Origin of the sequence: Corynebacterium appendicis CIP 107643, assembly GCF_030408415.1 — a bacterium.
GTDB classification, from domain to species: Bacteria; Actinomycetota; Actinomycetes; order Mycobacteriales; family Mycobacteriaceae; genus Corynebacterium; species Corynebacterium appendicis.
In genome coordinates, this window is sequence record NZ_CP046976.1 from 1030663 (window position 1) to 1054147 (window position 23485).

The 23485-nt window shown below is 65.6% G+C and carries 17 protein-coding genes, 3 tRNA genes and 2 pseudogenes; 16 read left to right on the top strand and 6 right to left on the bottom strand.

Translation table 11 applies throughout. The features are described 5' to 3' along the window. Positions 1-5: 5 nt before the first annotated feature. The 6 genes from serA (at position 6) to CAPP_RS05175 (ending at position 7757) form a co-directional block, all read left to right on the top strand. On the top strand, positions 6-1622 hold the full coding sequence (gene serA / locus CAPP_RS05150; protein ID WP_076598432.1) for a phosphoglycerate dehydrogenase: 1617 nt from the start codon (positions 6-8) through the stop codon (positions 1620-1622). Between the two features lie 212 nt (positions 1623-1834). After that, a complete protein-coding gene (locus CAPP_RS05155; RefSeq protein ID WP_412459486.1) occupies positions 1835-4090 on the top strand; it encodes a carbon starvation CstA family protein in 2256 nt (751 codons plus the stop codon). Continuing rightward, positions 4090-4293, top strand: a complete 204-nt coding sequence (locus CAPP_RS05160) for a YbdD/YjiX family protein (RefSeq protein WP_076598434.1) — start codon at positions 4090-4092, stop codon at positions 4291-4293. Before CAPP_RS05155 ends, CAPP_RS05160 begins: the two co-directional genes overlap by 1 nt. A gap of 10 nt (positions 4294-4303) precedes the next feature. Beyond that, the gene (locus tag CAPP_RS05165; protein WP_076598435.1) at positions 4304-5353 is read left to right on the top strand and encodes a 3-isopropylmalate dehydrogenase; all 1050 of its coding nucleotides are present in this window, start codon (positions 4304-4306) and stop codon (positions 5351-5353) included. 10 nt (positions 5354-5363) lie between these two features. Next, positions 5364-6905, top strand: coding sequence for a cell wall-binding repeat 2 family protein (locus CAPP_RS05170; protein ID WP_076598436.1), 1542 nt, complete (start codon positions 5364-5366; stop codon positions 6903-6905). A 60-nt stretch (positions 6906-6965) separates the two neighbouring features. Then, positions 6966-7757: a fumarylacetoacetate hydrolase family protein gene (locus CAPP_RS05175; protein WP_076598614.1), complete on the top strand. Its 792-nt coding sequence runs from the start codon at positions 6966-6968 to the stop codon at positions 7755-7757. 15 nt (positions 7758-7772) lie between these two features. Here CAPP_RS05175 and CAPP_RS05180 read toward each other — a convergent pair whose 3' ends face one another. After that, a complete protein-coding gene (locus CAPP_RS05180; protein ID WP_076598437.1) occupies positions 7773-8888 on the bottom strand; it encodes an isochorismate synthase in 1116 nt (371 codons plus the stop codon). Between the two features lie 226 nt (positions 8889-9114). Between CAPP_RS05180 and CAPP_RS05185 the strand changes: the two genes are divergently transcribed. From CAPP_RS05185 to CAPP_RS05225, 9 genes are all read left to right on the top strand, one after another. After that, on the top strand, positions 9115-10218 hold the full coding sequence (locus tag CAPP_RS05185; RefSeq protein WP_084560471.1) for a CE1 family esterase: 1104 nt from the start codon (positions 9115-9117) through the stop codon (positions 10216-10218). 45 nt (positions 10219-10263) lie between these two features. After that, entirely contained in the window at positions 10264-11757 is a 1494-nt protein-coding gene (gltX, locus tag CAPP_RS05190) for a glutamate--tRNA ligase (RefSeq protein ID WP_076598438.1), read from the top strand. A gap of 167 nt (positions 11758-11924) precedes the next feature. Next, positions 11925-11996, top strand: a tRNA-Gln gene (locus CAPP_RS05195). A 53-nt stretch (positions 11997-12049) separates the two neighbouring features. Then, positions 12050-12122 (top strand) — tRNA-Glu (locus CAPP_RS05200). A 76-nt stretch (positions 12123-12198) separates the two neighbouring features. Then, a complete protein-coding gene (locus CAPP_RS05205) occupies positions 12199-12756 on the top strand; it encodes an LURP-one-related/scramblase family protein (RefSeq protein ID WP_159437723.1) in 558 nt (185 codons plus the stop codon). 92 nt (positions 12757-12848) lie between these two features. Then, positions 12849-13907, top strand: coding sequence for an ABC transporter substrate-binding protein (locus CAPP_RS05210; protein WP_076598440.1), 1059 nt, complete (start codon positions 12849-12851; stop codon positions 13905-13907). A gap of 162 nt (positions 13908-14069) precedes the next feature. After that, positions 14070-15593: an ABC transporter permease gene (locus CAPP_RS05215; RefSeq protein WP_234958721.1), complete on the top strand. Its 1524-nt coding sequence runs from the start codon at positions 14070-14072 to the stop codon at positions 15591-15593. Beyond that, complete coding sequence (locus tag CAPP_RS05220; RefSeq protein WP_076598442.1) at positions 15593-16645, top strand: ABC transporter ATP-binding protein; 1053 nt, start codon at positions 15593-15595, stop codon at positions 16643-16645. Before CAPP_RS05215 ends, CAPP_RS05220 begins: the two co-directional genes overlap by 1 nt. 76 nt (positions 16646-16721) lie before the next feature. Then, positions 16722-16794: transfer RNA gene (locus CAPP_RS05225), tRNA-Glu, on the top strand. 147 nt (positions 16795-16941) lie between these two features. On the opposite strand, the gene CAPP_RS05230 is transcribed toward CAPP_RS05225, so the two are convergent. From CAPP_RS05230 to CAPP_RS11290, 3 genes and pseudogenes are all read right to left on the bottom strand, one after another. Further along, positions 16942-17334 (bottom strand): hypothetical protein, encoded by a 393-nt coding sequence (locus CAPP_RS05230; protein WP_076598443.1) that lies wholly within the window; start codon positions 17332-17334, stop codon positions 16942-16944. Beyond that, positions 17261-17656 (bottom strand): hypothetical protein, encoded by a 396-nt coding sequence (locus CAPP_RS05235; protein WP_234958709.1) that lies wholly within the window; start codon positions 17654-17656, stop codon positions 17261-17263. The genes CAPP_RS05230 and CAPP_RS05235 overlap by 74 nt, the downstream gene beginning before the upstream one ends. 2 nt (positions 17657-17658) lie before the next feature. Next, a pseudogene (locus CAPP_RS11290) lies at positions 17659-17733 on the bottom strand (hypothetical protein); the annotation flags it as partial. A gap of 59 nt (positions 17734-17792) precedes the next feature. Here CAPP_RS11290 and CAPP_RS05245 point away from each other — a divergent pair. Next, positions 17793-18360, top strand: a pseudogene (locus tag CAPP_RS05245) (oleate hydratase); the annotation flags it as partial. Between the two features lie 322 nt (positions 18361-18682). Here CAPP_RS05245 and CAPP_RS05250 read toward each other — a convergent pair. Both CAPP_RS05250 and CAPP_RS05255 read right to left on the bottom strand, forming a co-directional pair. Further along, entirely contained in the window at positions 18683-20872 is a 2190-nt protein-coding gene (locus tag CAPP_RS05250) for a YhgE/Pip domain-containing protein (RefSeq protein ID WP_076598446.1), read from the bottom strand. Beyond that, the gene (locus CAPP_RS05255) at positions 20869-23460 is read right to left on the bottom strand and encodes a YhgE/Pip domain-containing protein (protein WP_084560472.1); all 2592 of its coding nucleotides are present in this window, start codon (positions 23458-23460) and stop codon (positions 20869-20871) included. The genes CAPP_RS05250 and CAPP_RS05255 overlap by 4 nt, the downstream gene beginning before the upstream one ends. Positions 23461-23485 lie beyond the last annotated feature (25 nt).

Below are 23485 nucleotides of genomic sequence, written 5' to 3' on the forward strand. Positions count from 1 at the left end.
AGGAGATGAGCACCGTGACCGCATCTGTGTCCAACCCTGAAGCAAAGCCCGTCGTTCTCATTGCGGATAAGCTCGCGCAATCCACCGTGGACGCGTTGGGCGACTCCGTCGAGGTGCGCTGGGTGGACGGCCCGAACCGCGAGGAGCTGCTCGCGGCGGTGCCGGAGGCGCAGGCCCTGCTCGTTCGTTCCGCCACCACAGTGGACAAGGAAGTGCTCGAGGCCGCGCCGGACCTGCGCATCGTGGGCCGTGCGGGTGTCGGTCTGGACAACGTCGACGTGGACACCGCCACCGAACGCGGCGTAATGGTGGTCAACGCTCCGACTTCGAATATCCACTCCGCGTGCGAGCACGCGATCGCCCTGCTGCTGTCCACCGCGCGCCAGATCCCGGCCGCGGACAAGACGCTGCGCGACGGCGAGTGGAAGCGCTCGTCCTTCAAGGGAGTGGAGATCTACGGCAAGACCGTCGGCATCGTGGGCTTCGGCCATATCGGCCAGCTGTTCGCCCAGCGCCTCGCCGCATTCGAGACCGAGATCATCGCCTACGACCCGTACGCGAACCCGTCGCGCGCAGCACAGCTCGGCGTCGAGCTCGTGGAGCTGGAGGAGCTCATCTCCCGCGCCGACTTCGTCACCATCCACCTTCCCAAGACCAAGGAAACGCAGGGCATGTTCAATGCCGAGCTCTTGGCGAAGGCGAAGGAAGGCCAGATCATCATCAACGCCGCGCGCGGAGGGCTCGTCGATGAGCAGGCGCTTGCCGACGCCATCGTGAACGGCCCCATCCGCGGCGCAGGTTTCGACGTGTACTCGACGGAGCCCTGCACGGATTCTCCATTGTTCGCCCTCGACGAAGTCGTGGTCACGCCGCACCTGGGGGCGTCGACAAGCGAGGCGCAGGACCGCGCGGGTACCGATGTCGCGGGCTCTGTGCTGAAAGCGCTGGCCGGCGAGTTCGTGCCGGACGCCGTCAACGTCGTCGGTGGCGCCGTGGGCGAGGAGGTCGCTTTGTGGCTCGAGCTCGCGCGCAAACTCGGCCTGCTTGCGGGCAAGCTTCTCGACGACGCACCGGCGTCCCTCCGCGTCACTGCCCGCGGTGAGCTGTCCACCGAGGACCCGTCGACTCTCGGCCTGTCCGCCGTGCGCGGCCTCTTCTCCGGCATCGTCGAGGAGCAGGTGACCTTCGTCAACGCTCCTGCCATCGCCGAGTCCCGTGGCCTGGACGTCGAGTCCGGTGTGGCGAACGAGTCCCGCGACCACCGCTCCGCACTCGAGGTGCAGGTCGTCTCCGCGGGCGGTGAGACCGCGACTGTCGAGGGCGCGCTGACCGGTCTTGAGCGCGTGGAGAAGATCGTGCGCATCAACGGCCGCGGCGTGGATATGCGTGCTCAGGGCCGCAACCTGTTCCTGTCCTACACCGACAAGCCGGGCGCCCTCGGCCACGTCGGTGCTCAGCTCGGCGAGCAGGGGATCAATATCGAGGCCGCTGCTCTCACTCAGTCCGCGAAGGGCGACGGCGCGTTCCTCATTCTCCGCGTCGAGTCCGAGGTTCCGGCGGACCTCGAGGCATCTGTCGCGAAATCCATTGAAGCCGACTGCTTCCAGCTCGTGCTCGACTAGCGTGTGCGCGTAAATATTCGTCGCTGATTTTCACGTCTAGCAGGGACTATACGCCCCAGCGAAAGAAATTTATCCCGGATGTGAATTAATCCGGGATTTTTCTGCGCCCGCCCCCGCGCATATGCGAATATTGACGCACTTGTTTTCACGGCCTAATTAAAGGGGCGACTTTGACCACAGCAGTTGAACGCGACGAGTCTGGCGCGGGCGCAGTGCCGCGCGACAGGCTCGAAATCACCACGACACCCGACGGCAAAGAGCACGTCGTCGGCGTGAAGCCGAAGAAAGTGATCGGCACCGTCGAGCGCATCGTGATCGGTCTTGCGGCGGTGCTCGCCGCACTCGGTTGGGGCGCCATCGCGCTGCACCGCGGCGAGACCATCAACTCGGTGTGGCTCGTGTTGGCGGCCATCGGCACCTACATCATCGGGTTCAGCCTGTATGCCCGTCTCGTCGAATACAAGGTGGTCAAGCCGCGGAACACCCGGGCGACGCCGGCGGAGTACGTCAACGACGGCTCCGATTTCGTTCCCACCGACCGCCGCGTGCTCTTCGGCCACCACTTCGCGGCGATCGCCGGTGCCGGCCCCCTCGTGGGCCCGGTCATGGCCGCGCAGATGGGTTACCTGCCCAGCACGCTGTGGATCATCATCGGCGTCGTGCTCGCCGGGGCGGTGCAGGACTACCTCGTCCTCGCGGTGTCCCAGCGCCGCCGCGGGCGCTCCCTGGGGCAGATGCTCAAGGAAGAAGTGGGCCGGATCGGCGGTGTAGCCGGCAGCATTGCCACCATGGTCATCATGGTGATCATCATCGCCGTGCTGGGCCTGGTCGTGGTCAACGCCCTGGCGGAGTCCCCGTGGGGCGTGTTCTCCATCGCGATGACAATTCCGATTGCTTTGTTCATGGGTGTCTACGGCCGCTTCTTGCGTCCGGGCCGCGTCGCGGAAGTCTCCGCGATCGGCGTGGTGCTGCTTATGGCGGCGATTCTCGGCGGCGGGTACGTCGCGGAGACCTCTTGGGGTGCGGAGCTGTTCACCCTGTCTAAGTCCACGCTCGCTGTCTGCATCCTCATCTACGGCGTGATCGCTTCCGTCCTGCCTGTGTGGCTGCTGCTCGCCCCGCGCGACTACCTGTCCACCTTCATGAAGATCGGCGTGATCGTCATGCTGGCGCTGGCGATCCTAATCGACCGCCCTGAAGTGCACATGCCGGCGATCACCTCCTTCGGTCTCGAGGGCGGCGGACCGGTCTTCTCCGGCAACCTGTTCCCGTTCCTATTCATCACCATCGCCTGCGGCGCGCTGTCGGGCTTCCACGCTCTGATCTCCTCCGGCACCACCCCGAAACTGCTGGAGAAAGAGACGCACGCCCGCGCCATCGGCTACGGCGGCATGCTCATGGAGTCCTTCGTGGCCATCATGGCGCTGATCACAGCTGTCGTGCTCGACCGGCACATCTACTTCGCCATCAACTCCCCGAAGGCGAAGACCGGTGGCGAGGAAGCGACCGCGGCTGAATTCGTCAACGGCCTGAACATCCCTGGCGAGGGAGTCTCCGCGGAGCAGCTGACGGCGCTGGCCGAGGCGGTGGGGGAGCCGAGCATTGTGTCCCGCACCGGCGGCGCGCCGACATTCGCCATCGGTATGTCGGAGATCATGACTAATATCGTCGGCCACCCGGGCATGCAGGCATTCTGGTACCACTTCGCCATCATGTTTGAGGGCCTATTCATCCTCACTGCGATCGACGCGGGCACCCGCGTCGCCCGCTTCATGATGGGCGACATGATCGGCAATATCTCCGGCCTGGAGAAGTTCAAGGATCCGTCCTGGCGCGTGGGCAGCTGGGTCTCCACTGTTCTGGTCTGCGGCATGTGGGGCGCGATCCTCGTCATGGGAGTCACCGACCCGCTCGGCGGCATCAACGTGCTCTTCCCGCTCTTCGGCATCGCCAACCAGTTGCTGGCGGCGATCGCACTCTGCCTTGTCACCGCGATCGTGTTCAAGAAGGGGCTGTTCAAGTGGGTGTGGATCCCGGTGGTCCCGCTCGTGTGGGACCTGATCATCACGATGACGGCGAGCTGGCAGAAGATCTTCAGCAGCGATCCGGCGATCGGCTATTTCGCGCAGCATGCCAAGTACAAGGACGCGCGCAACCAGGGTCTGGAGACATTCCAGGCCGCGGGCAGCCCGGAGGAGATTGACATTGTCGTGCGCAACACGATGATTCAGGGCATCTTGTCTGTCTTCTTCGCAGCCCTCGTCATCGTCGTTGTGGTGGCGACGGTGGTGGTGTGCGTGCGCGCGGTGCAGGCGCACACGCGCGGCGGGGAGATCGAGACCAACGAAGAGCCGGACGTGCCGTCCACCTTATTCAGCCAGCGCGGAATGTTCGCCACGGCGGAAGAGAAAGCGGTGGCGAAGGAGTACAGCATCGAATTGAATTCACCGGCGGGAGCGGGGTACTAATGGGCGCGATCGCACACGGCGCCGTCGCGGCGTTCAAGTGGACGAATTGGTATATCAAGGAGCTGATGGGGGATAACGACTACGCGAAGTACTGCGCCCATCAGCGCGCGCACCATCCGGATGCGGAACTGATGACGGAACGGGAGTTCTGGAAGGCACGGTGGGCTCACCAAGAGGCCAATCCGGGCAGCCGTTGTTGTTAAGCTGAAGCGCATGAAAATTGCGGTTATTGCAGGGGACGGCATCGGCCCCGAGGTGATGGAAGAAGGCCTCAAGGTTCTGCGCGCGGTGCGCGGGGACGTGGAGCTCACCGAGTACGACCTCGGCGCGCGCCGCTATCTGAGCAACGGCGAGCTGCTGACCGACGAGGACTTGGCCAGCCTGCGCGAGCACGACGCGATTCTGCTCGGTGCGATCGGCGACCCGGAGCGTGTCCCGGCCGGCGTGCTGGAGCGTGGCCTGCTGCTTCCGCTGCGCTTCAAGCTGGACCACTACGTGAACTTGCGCCCGTCGAAGCTGTACCCGACCGCAGTGAGCCCGCTGGCCAACCCGGGCGAGATCGACTTCGTGGTCGTCCGCGAGGGCACTGAGGGCCTCTACGCCGGCAACGGCGGCACCCTGCGCCAGGGCACTCCTGCGGAGGTCGCGTGCGAGGTGTCCCAGAACACCCGTTACGGCGTTGAGCGCCTGGTCCGCCACGGTTTCGAGACCGCGATGGCTCGCCGCAAGAAGCTCACGCTGGTGCACAAGACTAACGTGCTCACCAATGCTGGTGCACTGTGGCAGAATACCGTCGATGAGGTGGCCAAGGAGTACCCGGAGGTCGCCGTCGACTACAACCACATCGACGCCGCGACGATCTACCTGGTCACCGACCCGGGCCGCTACGACGTGATCGTCACCGACAACCTCTTCGGCGACATCCTCACCGACTTGGCTGGCGCGGTCGCCGGCGGCGTGGGTCTGGCGTGCTCCGGCAATATTGACGCCTCCCGCACCAACCCGTCGATGTTCGAGCCGGTCCACGGTTCCGCGCCGGATATCGCGGGTAAAGGGCTTGCGGACCCGACCGCGATGATCCTGTCCGTGGCTATGATGCTCCGCTGGCTTGACGACGAAGCGTCTGCCGTCCGCATCGAAGATGCCGTCGCAGCGGATGTCTCAGCCCGGAAGGATGCCGCACGGGATGCTGGCGATAATGATAGGGAAACTGGGAGCTTCACTGAAAGGGTGGGAACCCGCATCGCGGAATTCCTGAAGTAGGGTCTTTCTCATGCGTTTCACTTCCCGTTTGACCACGACTGCCGCGATCGCGGCGACCACGACGATGCTGCTCGCCGGATGCTCCGCAATCGGTGGCGACGGAAGCGGGGGATCCGATTCCTCGGCCGCCTCGGACAGCGATAGCTTCGCGGCGTCCCTGGTCAAAGACGGCTCTTCCGTTATTGCCGACCCGGACGGCACCGGCGCGGAGGTCTCCCAGAAATTCTTCTCTGAATCAGATACCGTCGTCGTCTCCGACGGTGAGCGGGAGAACCAGCTGAAGGCTGCCGCGATCGCAGTCGAGCTCGGCGCGCCGATGCTCACCCGTTACAGCTCCGAAAAGGCCGCGGCCACAGTCGACGCGGAAATCGAGCGCCTCGGCGCCGACCGCGTCATCAACGTGGGGGAGAAGGCCGGCGAAGAGACCGATGACGAAGACACGAAGCTCATCGCCGACACCCAGCCGGTGAACGCGGAGACGGACGCGGAGATTCAGGCGATCGCCGATCAGGCCGGTGCACAAGACGGCGAAGAGAAGCCGGAGGAAGTCCCGATCTTCGCGACTGAGCAGACCTCGTTCGCCGCCGCGGCGACCGCGGCAGCGACCAAACTTCCGGTCACCGTGTTGTCATATGCCGACCCACGCGTGACCAAGGAGTCGATGGACCAGGTCGACGGCAAAAAGGCAGTGGCCCTCGGCCAGCAGTTCGGCAGCTCGGAGCGTTTCCAATCCACGATCGACTTAGCTAAGAACGGCGAATTGCCGGGCGGCGGCGGGCTGGTGTTCCCGGGGCGCCGCATGATCGCCACCTACGGTCACCCGTCCGGCCCCGCATTGGGCCAAATGGGTGAGCAGCCGCCGGCTGAGGCAGTGGGCGTGGTCAAGGACTGGGTGAGCCAGTACCAGGAGCTCACCGACGAGAAGATTATCCCGGCATTCGAGGTGATCGCCACCGTGGCGTCTTCCGATCCGGGCGACGACGGCAATTTCACCAACGAGTCGGACCCAGAAGAACTCGTCCCGTACATCGACGCGATCACCGAGGCAGGCGGTTACGCCGTGATCGATCTGCAGCCGGGCCTGACCACGTTCAAGGAACAGGCGGTGCTCTACGAAGAACTGCTCAAGCGGCCGAATGTCGGCTTGGCGCTCGATGCCGAGTGGAAGCTCCAGCCGGGACAGCAACCGGCGGCGCAAGTCGGTTCGGCCTCCGCGGCCGAGATCAATGAGGCCACGGAATGGCTGGCCGAGCTGACGCGCGAAAATGATCTCCCGCAGAAAGCGCTAATCGTCCACCAGTTCCAGATCGCGATGCTGCCGGACCGTGAGAATATCGACACGTCCGCACCGGAGCTGTCCTTCATCCTGCACGCTGACGGCCATGGCTTGCCGGAGCAGAAATTCGAGACCTGGAATGTCATGCGTCAGGACTTGCAGCCGCAGTTCTTCATGGCGTGGAAGAACTTCATCGACGAAGACATGCCGATGTTCACCCCAGACCAGACGTATAACACGGTCGATCCGCGCCCATGGTTTGTCAGCTATCAATAAACCGGAATTGAAAGGGTAACCCTAAGCGGTGAGGGCACGCGGTGGCGTATGCTCATGGGCATGCGTTTTGGACGAATTGCCACACCTGAGGGAATGACCTTCGCGGTCATCGACGATGACGCGACCACTGCGAAGCAGATCAAAGCTACTCCGTTCACCGAACCCGAGTACACGGGCAAGGAGTGGAAGCTCGACGATGTGCGGTTGCTAGCGCCGATGCTTCCCAGCAAGGTGGTGGCGATCGGCCGCAACTACGCCGACCACGTCGCCGAGGTCTTCAAGCAGTCGTCCGAGCACCTGCCTCCGACGCTGTTCCTCAAGCCGCCGACAGCGGTCATCGGCCCCGAAGCGCCGATCAAGATCCCGGACTTTGCCACCCGCGTCGAGTTCGAAGGCGAGCTGGCTCTCGTGATTGGCCGTCCGTGCAAGAATGTCAAGGCTGAAGACTGGAAGTCTGTCGTTCGCGGTGTGACCATCGTCAACGACGTCTCGTCACGCGACCTTCAATTCAGCGACGGCCAGTGGGCGCGCGCCAAGGGCATCGATACATTCTGCCCACTGGGCCCGTGGATCGAGACCGATCTGGACAAATTCGACTTCGACAACCTGCCGATCAAAGCGCACCTGACTCACGACGGTGCGACGGAGACGAAGCAGGACTCGAATTCTAACCAGATGATCTGGAAGCTCGGCACGATCATCGAGTTCATCACTTCGGCCTATACTCTGCTGCCGGGCGACGTCATCTGCACCGGGTCGCCAGCGGGCACCGCGGAAATGGTCCCGGGCGACACCATCGAGGTGGAGATCGGGGGAATCGGCAAACTCCGTAACCCGGTTGAGCGCGCCTAATAGAAGAGCAGCGAGTTAAAGCCCGAGCGCGCGCTGGATGGTGCGCAGCTTCGCGGTAGTCTCGGCGAGCTCAGCCTCGGGGTCCGATGCGGCGACGAGCCCGCCGCCAGCCCAGGCGCGTGCGGCGGTGCCGTCGCCGCTGACCTCGGCGCAGCGGATGGACACCATGAACTCGCCGTCGCCGTTGTCGTCGCACCAGCCGACTGTGCCTGCATAGAAGGACCGGTCGGATTCGGCTGTGGTGATGAGGGCCTCGGCGGCATGCTGCGGGGTACCGCAGACTGCGGGGGTGGGGTAGAGGCGAGCCGCCAAGTCCAGCGCGTTCGGGGCGGGGGTGCGCAGAGTACCGGTGATCGGGGTGGCCAGATGCCACATCTCGTTCGTCTTGGTCAGAACAGGCCGGGAGGGGATAGACAAGTCGTCGCAAAGCGGCGCGAGGATTTCCCGAATGTGCTCGACGACGAATGCGTGCTCGTCGAGATCCTTTTGTGAGTTCGCCAGAGCTTGCCCAGCAGCTTCATCGGCCGCCGGGTCGCCGGCAACGCGCGCGGCGGAACCGGCAAGCGGATACGAGGTAACCTTCAAGCCTTCACGCTTGACCAGTTGCTCTGGGGAGGAGCCGGCGATCATGTGCCCGTGCTTGCCGGCGGGGGTGAGATCGGCGATGAAACCGTCGCGCGTGCGCGACAAGTCAATCAGGCGCGCGGCGACGGTGCGGGGGTCGACGGGCGGGTTGAAAGCGATGTCCACCGCCCGGGCGAGCACCACTTTGTCCAGCAGGGAATCGTTGATCGTGGCCACCGCAGCTTCGATTCGGCGCAGGTGCTCGTGCGGTTCTGGGTCGTAGCCGGTCACGCGGGCCGACAGTGCGGCGCCTTCGCCAGTGCGGTAGTAGGCATGCGGCTCGAGCGTACCCGGTTCTCTGATGATGCTCTCGGGCACGGTCAGCGCGGCGGGAGCGTCGCGGTCGAAGGGGAGTGCGCCGACGACCATGGGGACCTCGCCTCGGTCGAGGGCAGTGGCGGCGTCCCATGCATCGATAAAGCTCCTTACCGACCCTTGTGTGCGCACGGAACCGTCCGCGCGCGACAACAGGAAATCGGGCGCGGAGTCCGGTTTGCGGGAAGACATGTGGCCCAATTCTAGTCTGGGACGATCCCACGTTCGGGGTGGGGTCCGGCACGGTCACGACTAGGTATTCAGGGTATTTCAGGTAAATTCAAGTTTCTTGCATAGTTCCGTTGAGGATCGGGAGATCTGCAACTACTGTTACGCGCGTGACTGTTGGGGTTTAGACGTTCTGCCCTCGCCTCGACGGCCTATTTTCTGCCTCAAATCTTTTCCCGAAAGGCCGCACATGAAATCCCCACGTTCTTGGCGCCGCCGAATTGTGGGCGCCACTGCCAGCATGCTCATGGCAGTGGGTGTTCTCGCCGCTCCCGCGCAGGCACAAAGCATTCCCAATGTCGACCAGCTGACAGCCGGCTCCAGCAATGCGGCGAATGCTGTTGAGCGGGCGGCTAATGGCGCAGCGAACAATGCCAACCGTGCGTGGAACGACATGGCCCGCCAAGTCAACGGTGCCATCCCGAAGGAAGCGGGCTCCTCGGTGCCGTACAACCCGATCCCGGCACCGGCTCAGAACCCTGCGCCGGCACCGCGCCAGGCGGCAGGCCCGTGGCGCCCGGCCGCCGGTCAGCCGGTGGCGCCGGGCCATAACGGTGAGATCCGCGTGGGCAACCGCTCCTACCTGATCTGGGTTCCGCGCGGCTACAACGCTTCCCGTCCGACCCCTGTGATGGTGGGGTACTCCGCGTACCAGGATTCCACGGAGAATTTCCGCAACTACTCGCGCCTGCGCGAGTCCAATGTCGGCCGTGACGCGATCATTGTTTACCCGCGCGCGATCGGAACATCGTGGGAAGGCTCTGCCACCTCTGCGACCCGCCCGGGCGAGGACATCCGATTCGTCCGCGCGATGATCAACGATGTGCAGCGCTACTACAACATCGACCGCCGCCGCATCTACGCCACCGGAATGTCCACCGGCGGCGGCATGGCCGCTGTGTCCGCCTGTCACATGGCGGATCTGTTCGCCGGCGTCGCCGGCGTGTCGGGCGCGTACTACTGGCCGGTGAATTCCAACTGCCAGAATATCCCGGTCGCATTCCTCGCCTACCACGGCACGAACGACACTCTCACCAACTACCACGGCGGTGTTCGCCGCGGCACCCGTTACCTGGGTGTGCCTGACCTGTTCAGCTCCTACGAGCGCCGCAACGGCTGCAATATCGGCCGCATCAGCAAGACCCCGCTGAGCAACAACGCCACCCGCATCTCCGCGACCGGATGCAAGAAGCCGGTGCAGGCCATCAAGGTCCACGGCTCCAACCACTTCTGGTGGTACAACCCGTCCACCGCGAACGATATGTGGGCCGTGCTGTCCCGCGTGAGCAAGTAGCTGCCCACGTAAGCGGTTATCCGCTAGCGCGCTACAGTTGGGTGCATGACTGACGCACCTGTACGAGTACGTTTCTGCCCGTCGCCGACCGGAACGCCCCACGTGGGGATGGTCCGGACGGCGCTTTTCAATTGGGCGCAAGCTAGACACACCGGCGGAACGCTGGTATTCCGCATCGAGGACACTGACGTCGCCCGCGACTCCGAGGAGTCTTATCAGGCCATCATCGATTCGCTGACGTGGCTCGGCATGGAATGGGATGAAGGTGTGATCAAGGGCGGCCCGCACGAGCCGTACCGCCAGTCCCAGCGCATGGATATCTATAAGGAAATCCTGGACAAGCTGATCGAGGCCGGCGAAGTCTACCCGGCGTACTCGACGGCGGACGAGGTCAGGGAGCGCCACATCGCCGCAGGCCGCGACCCGCAGCTCGGCTACGACAATTTCGACCGCGACCTTTCCGACGAGCAGGTCGCCGCGTTCAAGGCCGAGGGGCGCGAGCCGGTGTGGCGCCTGCGCATGCCGGAGAAGGACTGGAAGTGGCGCGACCTGGTCCGCGGTGACGTGGAGTTCAAAGCTTCCACCCAGCCTGATTACGTGGTCGCCCGTTCCAACGGCGCGCCACTGTACACCTTGGTCAACCCGGTCGACGATGCGCTCATGGGCATCACGCACGTGCTGCGCGGCGAGGACCTGCTCTCGTCCACCCCGCGCCAGCTGGCGCTGTACGAGGCTCTCCAGCGCATCGGCGTCACCGATTTCACCCCGGAATTCGGCCACCTTCCGTTCGTGATGGGCCAGGGCAACAAGAAGCTGTCCAAGCGCGATCCGGAGTCGAACCTGTTCAACCACCGCGACAACGGCATCATCCCCGAGGGCATGATCAACTACCTCGCGCTCCTCGGGTGGTCGCTCTCGGCGGACCAGGATATCTTCAGCGTCGACGAATTCGTCGAGGCATTCGACATCAGCGACGTGCTGGGCAACCCCGCGCGCTTCGACCAGAAGAAGCTCGAAGCCATCAACGCCGACCACATCCGCCTGCTCGAGCCGGAGGACTTCAAGAACCGCCTGCGCGAGTACCTGACGGAATACACGGACTTCCCAGCCGATTACCCGGAGGACAAATTCGCTGTCGCCGCGGACCTCGTGCAGACGCGCATCAAGATGCTCGGCGACGCATACGGCCTGCTGAAATTCTTGGTCACCCCGGATGCGGAACTCACGCTCGACGAGAAGGCGGCGAAGAAGAACCTCAAGGAAGACGCTGCCGAGCCGCTCGATGCGGGCATCGCCGCGCTGGAAAGCGTGGGGGAGTGGACCACCGAGAATATCGAGAACGCGCTCAGCGGCGCGCTTATCGACGATCTCGGCCTCAAGCCCCGCAAGGCCTACGGCGCACTCCGCGTGGCTGTGTCGGGCGCGGCTGTGTCCCCGCCGCTGTTCGAGTCCATGGAGCTTCTCGGCCGCGAATCCACGCTGGCCCGCTTGCGTTCGGCACGTGAGCAGACGCCCTACGTGTCCGCTGCCGGCGAGTAGGGGATCACGTGGGGCATATGGCCCGCAGAATTAATCACACCGGCGTGATTCCAAGGGTCGTTCTCAGTGCGGTGACCAGCTGATTTGGTCCCGTATCGCCGGTGTGGTTATAGTAATCGTCGTTGTTCAGAGCAACTCGCACAACGCGGGAAGCGCTGAAGGAACGATGGCCTATGGTGTAATTGGCAACACTACGGTTTCTGGTACCGTCATTCTAGGTTCGAGTCCTGGTAGGCCAGCTGCAGTTCAGTTGAGGTGAAGCTCGACAGGATTGCTGGACATGAAGTCCTTTGCCCCGTTCGTCTAGTGGCCTAGGACGTCGCCCTCTCACGGCGGTAACACGGGTTCAAATCCCGTACGGGGTACAAAGTAGAATTACGTGGACCTCCGGTCGGCTTCACTACAGAAGCGGGCCGGAGGTTTTTCGTTATGCTGGCCGCCATGCTGCAAGCGAATCAACTCATCATCTCCCAGTCCAAGGCGATCGGCCGCGACGAGTTTTCCATCGCCGACGCACGGGGCACACAGCTCGGAATGGCGCGCCAGACTCGGAAACTCAGCGATTTGTTCAAAGCTTCCCGCGGAGTCGAAGTATTCGATGCGGTTGGTGCACTGGTGCTGGCGGTTGAGGACCCGGTGAATCTCATCCGCGACCGGTACACCGTGTACCGCGCCGACCTCCAGACCGGTGGCCACGCGGAACTCGCGCACATCACCAAGCGGTTCGCCTGGATCGGCGCGAAATACGACGTGGATATCGCGGGCTACCCGCAGGTGGAGATCAAGGGAGAGGTCTTCCAGCTCAACTACGCGCTGACGAGCCAGGGGCACCCGATCGCACGGGTCGACGCAGAATTCTCCGGCGTTGGCAGGGCGCTGATGGGCAAGACGACGTACCGCATTGCTTTTGAGCCGGGCCTCGACCAGAACGTCCACGCGGCCGTGATCGGCATCGCGCTCGCGCTAGATATGCGGAGGGAGAAGATGCGCGAGGGCTAGTCTGAGAGACCTGGGTCTCTTGCCGAGCGGGGTGGGGCAGGCGGTGCTACGGTGAGCGACGTCTGAGAACTATCTGAGAGGACGACACTGTCATGCGCATTTCCCGTAAGCCCCTGTCCCTGATCGCCGTGTGTGGCGCCGCCGCGCTCGCACTGGCCGGCTGCTCTGAGCCGAGCACCGATGATTCTGCAGCAGGCGGTAACGGCGACAGCACCGCCGAACAGTCCGGCGAGAAGACCGTCATTACCGTCTACACCTCCGAGCCGGAGGAGAAGGTCGACGAGATCAACCAGGCGTTCACTGAGGAGAACCCAGATGTTGAGGTCGAGGTTTACCGTGCCGGCACCGGCGATTTGAAGGCGCGCATTGACGCGGAGAAGTCCTCCGGCAAGGTCGAGGGCGACATCATCTGGGCCGCTGACGCACCGACCTTCGAGGGCTTCAAGTCCGAGGACCTGCTGACCAAATTCGATGACGTGAAGACGGACGATGTGCTCGAGGAGGTCGTCGACGCCGACGGCTTCTACGTGGGCACCCGCCTCATCCCGACAGTCATCGCGTACAACACCGACGTCATCGACCAGGGTGACGCACCGGCCTCCTGGGCAGACCTGACGGACGAGAAGTTCATGGACAAGGTCGTCATGCCCGACCCGGCTGTCTCCGGCGCGGCTGCCTTCAACGCGACAGTGTGGATGAACAACCAGAAGCTCGGCGAGACCTGGGTGGAAGACCTGGGCAAGAACAAGCCGATGATCGCCGCTTCCAACGGCCCGACCTCCCAGGAGATCGCTGGCGGCGGCCATCCGGTCGGCGTCGTTGTGGACTACCTGGTGCGCGACCTGGCGGCGAAGGGCTCTCCGATCAAGGAGGTCTACGCCACCGAGGGCTCCCCGTACATCACCGAGCCGATCGCCGTGTTCAAGGATTCGGAGAAGAAGGAAGCGGCCCAGCGCTACATCAACTTCATCCTGTCGGAGAAGGCGCAGAAGATCGCTGTCGAGCAGAACTACCTGCCGGTCGTCGACTCCGTGGGCACCCCGGGCGACGCACCGAAGCTCGAGGAGATCGAACTCATGACTGTCGACGATGAGACTCTGTCGAACGACCGCGAGCGTTCCGTCGAGTTCTTGCAGGACGCAGTCAAGTAAAATAGCGGGACGACCGTCCCCGGCCTTCCCGTACATCTGTCACGGTCACTCAAACGGACGAGTCGAGACATAGTGGGCACACGTTTTTCTTCCGGCGGCGTCGCTTTGGCGCGGCTGGGCATCTGGCTGCTGGCGGCAGCGATCTTCATCGCGCCGCTGGCAATGGTCATCTCACTCGCGCTCGGTGGCAACCAGTTCCCAGTCTTGGTGGAGCGGGGCCTTGCCGCGGCGACGTGGAATTCGGTGTACACGACACTAGCGTCGTCGATAAGCGCCGTGGTCGTTGGAACCGCTGTCGCGATCCTGCTGGAACGAACCGATATTGCGGGCGCGGGCACGCTGCGGCTGTTTCTGCTTTCGCCGCTGCTCGTGCCGCCGTTCGTTGGCGCGATCTCGTGGCTGCAGCTCTTCGGGCGCAACCAGGGCCTCAACGCGGTCTTCGGACGCCCACTGTGGGACATGTACGGCGCGGACGGCGTCATTTTCCTGATGATGCTGCACTCGTACCCGCTGGTGTACGTGATCGTGGCGGCGGCGCTGCGGTCGATTCCCTCCGACTTGGAGCTCGCCGCCCGCGTCGGCGGGGCGGGCACCTGGACGGTCCTGCGCACGGTGACGATTCCTCTGCTGGGCCCGGCGCTGCTGAGCTCGTTCACGTTGACGGCGGTTGCGAACCTGGCGGATTTCGGCATTCCGTCGATTCTCGGTTCGCCCGTGCGCTTCGAGACGCTGGCCACGATGGTCTACCGCTTCATGGAATCCGGGACGGTGAGCAATCCGCTGCAGGTCGTCTCCACGGTGGGCGCTGTGCTCATGCTGTTGGGAATCGGCGCGGTCGTGGCGGATTACCTGGTCTCCCGCCGCGGCTCGTCGACGGTGAGCGGCGGCGGGTCGATGAAGCTCTCGCTCGGCGGCGCTAAATGGCCTGTGACGGTGGCGACGTGGGTCATAGCGCTGGCGATCACGCTGGGTCCGGTGCTGGGGCTTGCGCGCCGCGCGTTCCTTCCCGCCCCGGGCGTGCCGCTGACGTGGGAGACGATCTCCCTCGACAATTTCGCGCGGACGCTGTCGAATCCGCGTGTGCAGGAAGGCTTCATCAACTCGGTGACCCTCGCGGCCGGCGCGGCGGTTCTGTGCGGCCTCTTCGGTTGGGCGATCGGGCTGCTGGTCACCCGCACGCAGGCCCGCTCGAATACGGTTTTGAGTTTGCTCACCCTGCTGCCGTCGGCGCTTCCCGGCCTGATCATCGGCGTCGGCTGGGTGATCGTCTCGCGCTACACGGACATGTACAACACCCGCTGGGTGATTCTGTTCGCCTATGTTTGCGCCTTCACATCGATGGTGCTGCAGGCGGTGCGCGCGCCGCTGCGGAAGATTCCCGTGGCGGTGGAAGAAGCCGCGCAGATCTCCGGCGCCGGCCGTCTGCGCGCCCTGTGGGACACGAGCGGCCGCATGGCGCTGCCCGCCGTGGCCTCGGGAGCAGTGCTCGTGGCTGTGACAGCCGTGCGGGAGTTGACCATTTCAATTCTGCTCGTGGCCCCTGGCACCACGACTATCGGCGTGCAGCTGTTCAATTTGCAGCAGTCCGGTAACTACAACCAAGCCTCCGCACTGGCACTCATGTTCGTGGTGATCGGTATCGCCGCGCTTGCCCTGACCGTGCGCAACCCCGCGAAGGAGTCCTGATGAGCGACATCGACATCGACAACCTGGGCGTGACGTTCCCCGACGGGACAGCAGGACTTAGCGGCATCACCTTGCGTATTCCCAGCGGGGAATTCGTGGCGCTCGTCGGGCCATCGGGATCGGGCAAGACGACGTTGCTGCGCACCATCGCCGGATTCATTGAACCGTCGGAAGGTGCCATCGCGCTCGGCGGGGAGGATGTGTCGGACACACCGCCGGAGAAGCGCCAAATGGGCATGGTTTTTCAGCAGCATGCCGTGTGGCCCCACATGAGCGTCGCGGACAACGTCGCCTACCCGCTCCGCCGTTCCGGAGTGAAAGGCTCGGATGTGAAAAGCAGAGTGGAGGAGACCCTGGCTACCGTCGGGCTGGAGGGCTACGCCGACAGGAAACCAGGGACCTTGTCCGGCGGCCAACGCCAACGCGTCGCTTTGGCCCGCGCCATCGTCGCACATCCGCGAGTGCTGCTTCTCGACGAAGCCTTGTCCGCCCTCGATGAGCCTCTGCGCGATTCGCTGCGCCGTGAAATTGTCTCCCTGACCCGCCAGCATGACCTCACCACGGTTCATGTCACGCACGACCGCAAGGAAGCGGTTGCCGTTGCGGATCGCATCGCCGTGCTTCACGGTGGCCAGCTCGAGCAATTTGACACACCGCACGCTGTGGTCACACGCCCAGCGACAGCGTGGGCCGCGTCCTTCATCGCGGACGCCACGCTTCTCGACGGCACCGTGCGCGGCTCCGAAATCGTCGTCAACAACCCCTCGCTGCGTTGGCCGCGTTCCGAGGTCAACGAGGGCGGCAGCGACGGCCTGTCTGACGGGGCACGAGTGACGGTGGCGGTGCTGCCCGATGCAGTCCAGGTGGGTCCGGCGTTTTCTGCGGGTGTGCAAGCGACGGTCACGTCCGTGCTGTTCGAGGTGACCAGCTACTCGGTGAACCTTGAATCCAACGGTGTCGAGTTCCGCGCTCGCATGGCGGCGGACCCGAAGCCCGCGGTGGGGGACACCGTCCGCCTGAGCGTGAACGCGCCGCTCATCTATCCCGCATAAGGTGGCGGCAACCAGTCGATTTGGTTCTTGGCGCAGGGTCATTTACTGTTAGCGAGTCGCATTCAAAAGCGAACGCGCCCCGTTCGTCTAGCGGCCTAGGACGTCGCCCTCTCACGGCGGTAACACGGGTTCAAATCCCGTACGGGGTACAAGGCGAAGCGGCCGGTGGAAAACATTCACCGGCCGCTTTTTCGCGCGTGGGCCAATTGCTCGTTAGTTGAGTGGGGCACGTCGTCCGGCGCCCACCTTCTCGACTAACACGCATTCACTAACGAGCATCTGCGACGGCAGCACGGTCACCGTATTCCCTGCACATCACCCCTCGTCGTGCGCCCCCACGCCCACGGTGCGCCAGGGCTCCGGGCCGGGCAGCGGCCCGCGCAGGAGCGTGTCCAGCAGCGAGTCGGCGGCGTCGGGGGAGAGGTGGGCGCGCGGGCGAGCAGCAGGCGTCGCCGCTGGCCCGAAGACAGCGAGTCCGCGCCGTTGGCCAGCGGAAAGTCCAGCGGGAAGTCGAAGCCGACGGCGGCGAGGACGGCGGTTGCGGTGGCCTCGCCAAGCGAGGGCGCGGCGACGCGCAGGTTGTCGCGCGCCGTGGTGGCGAAGACCCACGCGTCCTCAGCGAAAAGGCGGGTGCTGGAGGACGCTAGGGCCTGGACGGAGGCGGGGGCGCGCAGCCCCCGGGCCTCCACGGCCCGCCCGTGCCCGCCGCGACGGGTGGCGGCGCAGGCGCGCGGCAGATTCGGCGGCGTCGCGGGCGTGGACCGCAGCATCCGGCAGCGCGGCGTGCGACTCGAAGGCGGCGAGGGGGAGCATCACCAGCATGCCCAGCCAGACCGGGGAACCGGGGTAGGCGGTGACGCCAATCAGCGCAATCGCCAGCGTGGCCGCTCCCGTCGCCCACGCCTGGACGGCGTCGGCAGTCGCGAGGGGCCGTTGCGCGTCGACGACTCGCAGTTGTTCAGAGTGGAAGTCGTCAGGATGGAAAAAGCCGGGTCGGTCTCGGTGCGGCACAGCGCCTCGGCGGAGGCCATCTTCGTCGGCTGCTGGAGGAACATGAGCTTGGCCAGAAAGTCGCCGGTGAGAAACACACCGGCGGTGGCAACGAGGATGACCCACGCCCCGAAGCGCGTGCACGTGCGCTAGATGCCACCACCGCCCGGCCACGCTCAAGGAGGGGCCGGCCCCGGCATGGGACCTATGGCGCAAGATCGCGGCGAAGGACGAGTCCTTCGGCCACCCGGATGTCTTCGGCTCGCACATCCCCGAGACGAAGTGGGAGTCCTGCACCGTGACGACGCTGGACGAGCGCATCCCCCGCTACATCGAGAAGATCGCCAAGCGCGACCCTTTCTCCGGGCGCGAAGAACTTCGCCTTCATCGGCCAGTTCGCCGAGTCGGCGCAGCGCGACTGCATCTTCACCACCGAGTACTCCGTGCGGACCCCGATGGAGGCCGTCTACACGCTCATGGACATCGAGCGCGGCGTGCCTGAGGTGTTCAACTCCACCTTCGACGTGCGCACGCTTCTCGACGCCACCGTTCAGCTCCGCGACGGCAAGCCCCTCGCCACCACCGTTCAGCTCCGCGACGGCAAGCCCCTCGCCACCTCGCCGGACCACCGGGCCGGTCACTTCAAGCGCAAACACTTCTTCGACAAGCTCGAGGACTGCGAGATCGGCGAACTGCTGCACGAGTACGGCCTGATCCAGGCCGCGAAGGGGGACGTCGACAAGCTCCGCTCCCTCGAGTTTTCGAGAGGAGGGGACAAGGTCGGCTTCGTGGCGCTCACGGGCGGGGCCGAGCCGTGGTGCGAGGTGCGCGCGTTCACCACCGACCGCGAGGACCCGGTCACCGGATGCCTCAACGGCGCCCTCGCCCAGTGGCTGCGCGCCCGCTCGCTGGCGCCGGAGAGCTACGTGGCGGACCAGGGGCGGCACGTCGGGCGCGCGGGGCGCGTCGAGATCACCGACGACGGCCGCGGCATCTGGGTGGGCGGTCACCGCCCGCGTGCGCGGCACCATCGACCTGTAGGCGCGGCTAGGTCATCATCACCTTGGTCTGCGCAACCGCCTCGTCCATGCGGCTGATCGCGTGGTGCAGCCGGTGGCGCAGCCAGAGGCCGAGGAAGAGGAAGGGCAGCGCGAAGAGGACGAGGATGCCGAGGGCTCGCCAGAAGTCCCAGCCGTAGGTGCCGAAGACCGCGGCGCGCATAGCGCGGATCGAGTAGGTCGCGGGCAGCCAGGGGCTGGTCGCCTGCGCCCAGCCCGGCAGCAGCTGCAGCGGGTAGGCGCCGCCCGCCGCCGAGACCTGGAGCACCAGGATGAGCACGCCCACGGCCTTGCCGGCGTTGCTCAGGGAGAGCACCAGCGTGTAGCAGATCAGGTGGAAGACCAGGCTCGAGACCCACCCCGCCACGAAGAGGAGGAAGGGGTGCGCGGGCTCGATGCCCACGTAGACGATGAGCCCTGCCATGAGGAGCGTGGATTGGGCCAGGCCGGTGGTCACGAACGTCAGGTAGCGGCCGAAGTACTTCTGGCCCGCGGTGACGCGGCCGGGATCGACCACGTTCTGTTCGATGGAGCGGTCGTCCGTGCGCACGGCCACCGACGTCAACAGGGCGCCTACCCACAGGGCGAGCACCGTGTAGAGCGGGGCCATGCCGGCGCCGAAGCTGACGCGGGGGAAGACCTCCTTGCGCTCCACCTTGACTGGGTCGACGAGGGCGCCGGCGAGCTCCTCCGGGTGGCTGGAGACGAGGTCGGCCAGCTTCGTCAGGTCCCCGCTCGAGCGCGCCTGCGCGATCGACTGCTGCGCCTCCTGCATCCTCGCCGCGTTGGCGCGCAGAGATTCCGCCGTGTCGCGCAGGTCCGCACCGGAGGCTGCGAGGGTATCGCGCAGCGAGCCGGGCCGGTTGGCCAGGGCAGAGGAGACGCCGTCCATGTCCGAGCGGGCCTCGTCGACGTTCGCCCGGACGTTGTCCAGCGAGCCCGACAGCGCCTCGAGGCGCGGGCGGATCCCGGTTTCGTAGGAATTCTTGGCCGAGTCCATCGCCTCGCGGGCCCGGGCGATCGAGTCCTTGATCTCCTGCCGGTCCGCGTTCTTCCCGTCCCGGCTGCCCTGCTCGGCGGTGAGGCGCGCGGCGGTGTCGTTGAGTCGGTCGCGCACGGCCGTCTGGCGGGCGATGGCGTCGTTGAGGTCGCCGACCACCGCGCGCACCCCCGGCTGGGCGTCGGGGGGAAGCGCCGGGGCGACTTCGCCGTTGATGGTGTCGCGCAGGGCCGTGTACTGCTTCACCTGGACATCGATGCGCGCGGCGATGTCCGTCAGGCTCGCGGCGGTGGCCTGGGAGGTGGCGGAAGAGTCCGCCATCAGCTGGTCGACGCGGTCGCTTACGGCGGCAAAGCTTTCCGACGTCGCCCCCAGCGCCGCCGCAAGCGCCGCGCCGTCTCCGCCGAGGCCCGCCCCGGTGGCCCCGAGGTCGACGGGGCGGACCTGCCCGAGGGAGTCGCCCAGCGCCCCGGAGATCCGCTCGGCGCTGTCGAGGAGCGGCACGCTCGACTCGGTGAGCGAGGCGAGCGCGTCCACGGTGCTGGCGCTGGATAGCAGCTGGTCGCGGGCGCTGGCGGTGCGCGTCTCGATGGAGTCGAGTGCCTGCTTGGTCTCCGCCTCGTTGAAGAAGTCCGAGGTCGTCTCGATCAACCCGAAGGACACCTCGGCGAGGGCTCTAGTGAACGACGCGCTGATCTGGGCGCTGACGCCCTGCGTGCCGCTGGAGATGAGCAGCGGGGAGATGGGGTTCTTCTTCTCGTTGACGTAGAGGTCGATGCGGCTGGGTTCGGCGTTTCCGGCGTAGAAGGTGAACATGTCGTCGCTCAGCGTGGGCGGCAGGACGATGGCGGCGTAATACTCGCCAGACTTCGCGCCCTCGATGGCGTCGTCGGCGTCGGTGATGACCCAGTCCATCGAGTCGTCGCGGTAGAGCTGGGAGAGCACCATGTCGCCGACGTTGACGGCCAGCGGGGTGAGGTCGCTCGTGTGGCCGCGGTCGGTGTTGGCCACCGCCACCTCGAGGCGCTCCGTGTTGGCGAAGGGGTTCCACGTGGCCAGCACGTTGAACCAGGCGAAGAGGCAGGGGATGGCGATGAGGCCGACCATGACGATGCCCGCCATGACGTTGGTGTAGAGCCGGCGCAGGTCGTTGTAGGCGATGGAGAAGACGGTTCTCACTTGGTGTCCTCGCTTTCGGCATCCGCGGGCCCGATGGTCACGCTGGTGCCGGCGGAGTCGTGGCGGTGGATCACGGCGTCGCGCAGCTCGGCCTCGCCGAGGCGCGAGACCTGTTCGGCGTCGACGAGGCTCTGCGTGAAGTACTCCACCGCGCCGAGGTAGAGGATGACCAGCAGCGACCAGGCGACGACGATGGCCAGCATGATCGTCTTGTCGGTGGGCAGGAGCATGGTGAGCAGGGTGATGATGGCGATGCCGACAACGCCCGCGCCGATCCCGCCGAAGATGAGGGTGCGGTAGTTCTCCCGCAGCATCCGCGCCCGCTTCTCGACGCCCCCGCGGAACTCATCCCGGTCCGACAGGGCGGCCATGATGTCGGACGCGCGGTAGGGCGAGCCCATGACCTCCACCTTCTCGTTGGTGATCAGGTTCGTGCGCGCGAGCTGGCGGTTGAACAGGAGGTTGGCGTGCGAGGAGGTGAGTCGGAACAGCCACCCCAGGGCGAAGGCCGCGGCGGACATGGCGAGAAGCGTCGCCAAAAAGCGGAGGTAGTGATGGCCGTAGAACCCGGCGATGGTCTCGCGCATCGCGTCGATGCCGTAGCGGAAGGGGAGGAAGGGGTAGATGCGGCGGAAGAAGTCGGGCATGAGCTCGATGGGGTAGAGGCCCGACGCGCCCGGGATCTGGATGACGACGAGGAAGACGGCGATGCCGCGGCCAATGTGGCCGAGCGCGGAGACGATGGAGTAGATGATCCCCGTGTAGGCGACCCCGATGGCGATTGCGGTGGCGAGAAAGGCCGTGACGGACTGCATCTGCACCCCGAAGGCCACGTTGCCGAGCGTGACCACGACGGCCTGGAGCACCGAGAGCGTGGCGAAGAGGAGGAAGCGGCCGAGGTAGGCCTGGCTGACGGTGAGGCGGCGGAAGCCCTCGGTGTCGACCTCGACGCGGAAGATGATCGTCAGCACGAACGCGCCGATCCACAGGGCCAGGTTGGTGAAGAAGGAGGCCATGGAGCTGCCGTAGTTCTCGGTGGGGAAGACGGCCTGCTGCTCGACGGTCACGGGTGAGGAGATGTACTCGCCGATCTTCGCCGAGTTGAGGTTCGTCACCGTGTTGAGGGTCTCCGAGTCGGAGGTGGCCAGGAGAGCGTTGATGTCGGCCTGGGCGGAGCGAACGCCGTCGGCAAGCGTGCCGAGATTGCCCGAGACCTCGTCGAGGATGCCGAGGCTGGCCGCAAGCTGGTTGTCCACCCCGGCGAGGAGGGAGGTTGTCTCCTCACGCAGGGCACGCTGGCTGCTCAGCGCGCCGCGCACGGAGGCAACGCTGCCGGAGGCCTGGGCGAGCGAGGCGTTGATCGCGGGCACGGACTCGCCGAGCTGCGTGCTTGCGGCGCGCGCCGCAGCGTTGGAGTCGGCGGTCGCGGCCTCGAGGGAGTCGCCGAGCTCGCCTATCGACGCCAACGCAGCGCCCGTGCGGCGGTCCACGTTGTTCAGGCCGTCGAGGATGGTGCGGGAGGCGGCGGTGCGCTCCTCCAGCGCGCCGGCCGCGGCGTCGAGCTGAGCGCGGACCTCGGGCGACAGGGCCGCCCCGGCCGACAGGGCGCGCAGCTGCGCGGCGGCGGACTCGCCCTGCTTGACCACGCCGTCGACCTCGCCGACGGCGGAGCGCACCCGCCCCTGGGCGGTGCCGAGCTGGTCCGTCGCCCCCGCGATGGAGGCGTTGGCGGAGGCGGCGCCGAGGCTGAGCGCGTTGGTGGACTCGACGAGCGCGGTGGAGGTGTCCGCGCTGAACTCGGCGGAGGACTTCTGGAGCTCGGCGATGATCCCTTCGACCTCCTCGAGGGAGGAGTCCACGGACCCGAGGGTGTCGTCGACGGAGCCGACGAGGGTGTTCAGCTCGGCGACGACCGGGCGCGCCCCGCTGATGCTCTGGTTCATCGTGTCCACCCGCCCCTGGGCGGCGTCGAGGTCGGCGGCGACCTGGGCGAAGCTCCCGGAGGTCTTGCCGCGGGCCTCCTCGGCGCCGTCGCGGAGGGTGTAGCCCGTGCTACGCAGCTCGGTCGCCGCAGCCTCGCCGACCTTCTTCTTAAAGGCCTCGGACACGGCTGCGTCGACAGCGGAGGCGCCCGCGTCGGTGATCGAGGGGGCGACGCCGTTGCTCTTCTCGTTGACGTAGTACTCCAGCACCGGCTGCGTGTAGGTGCCGCTGACCAGGCTCAGCAGGTCCTCGCTGAATTCGGGCGGGATGAGGAACATGGCGTAGTAGTCGCCGCGCATGAGCCCGTCGCGGGCCTCGTCCTCGGGGAGGAACACCCACCCGATCTTGTCGTTGCCCTTGAGCTGCTCGGTGATCTGCTCGCCGATGTCAACCTCGCCGACGCGCTCGGCGGAGGCACCGCGGTCGTTGTTGACCACCGCAATGCGGATGTTCTGGGTGTGGGCGTAGGGGTCCCAGAAGGCGTTGATGTTGAACCACGCGTAGAGCGCGGGGGTGATAAGCACGCCGACGATGATGATGAAGGCCCGGGGAACGCGCAACAGGCGACGAATGTCCCGTTCAAGAATCTGCCCGCTTTTTCTCACGTGGCGAGCGTACCCTCAAATGGAG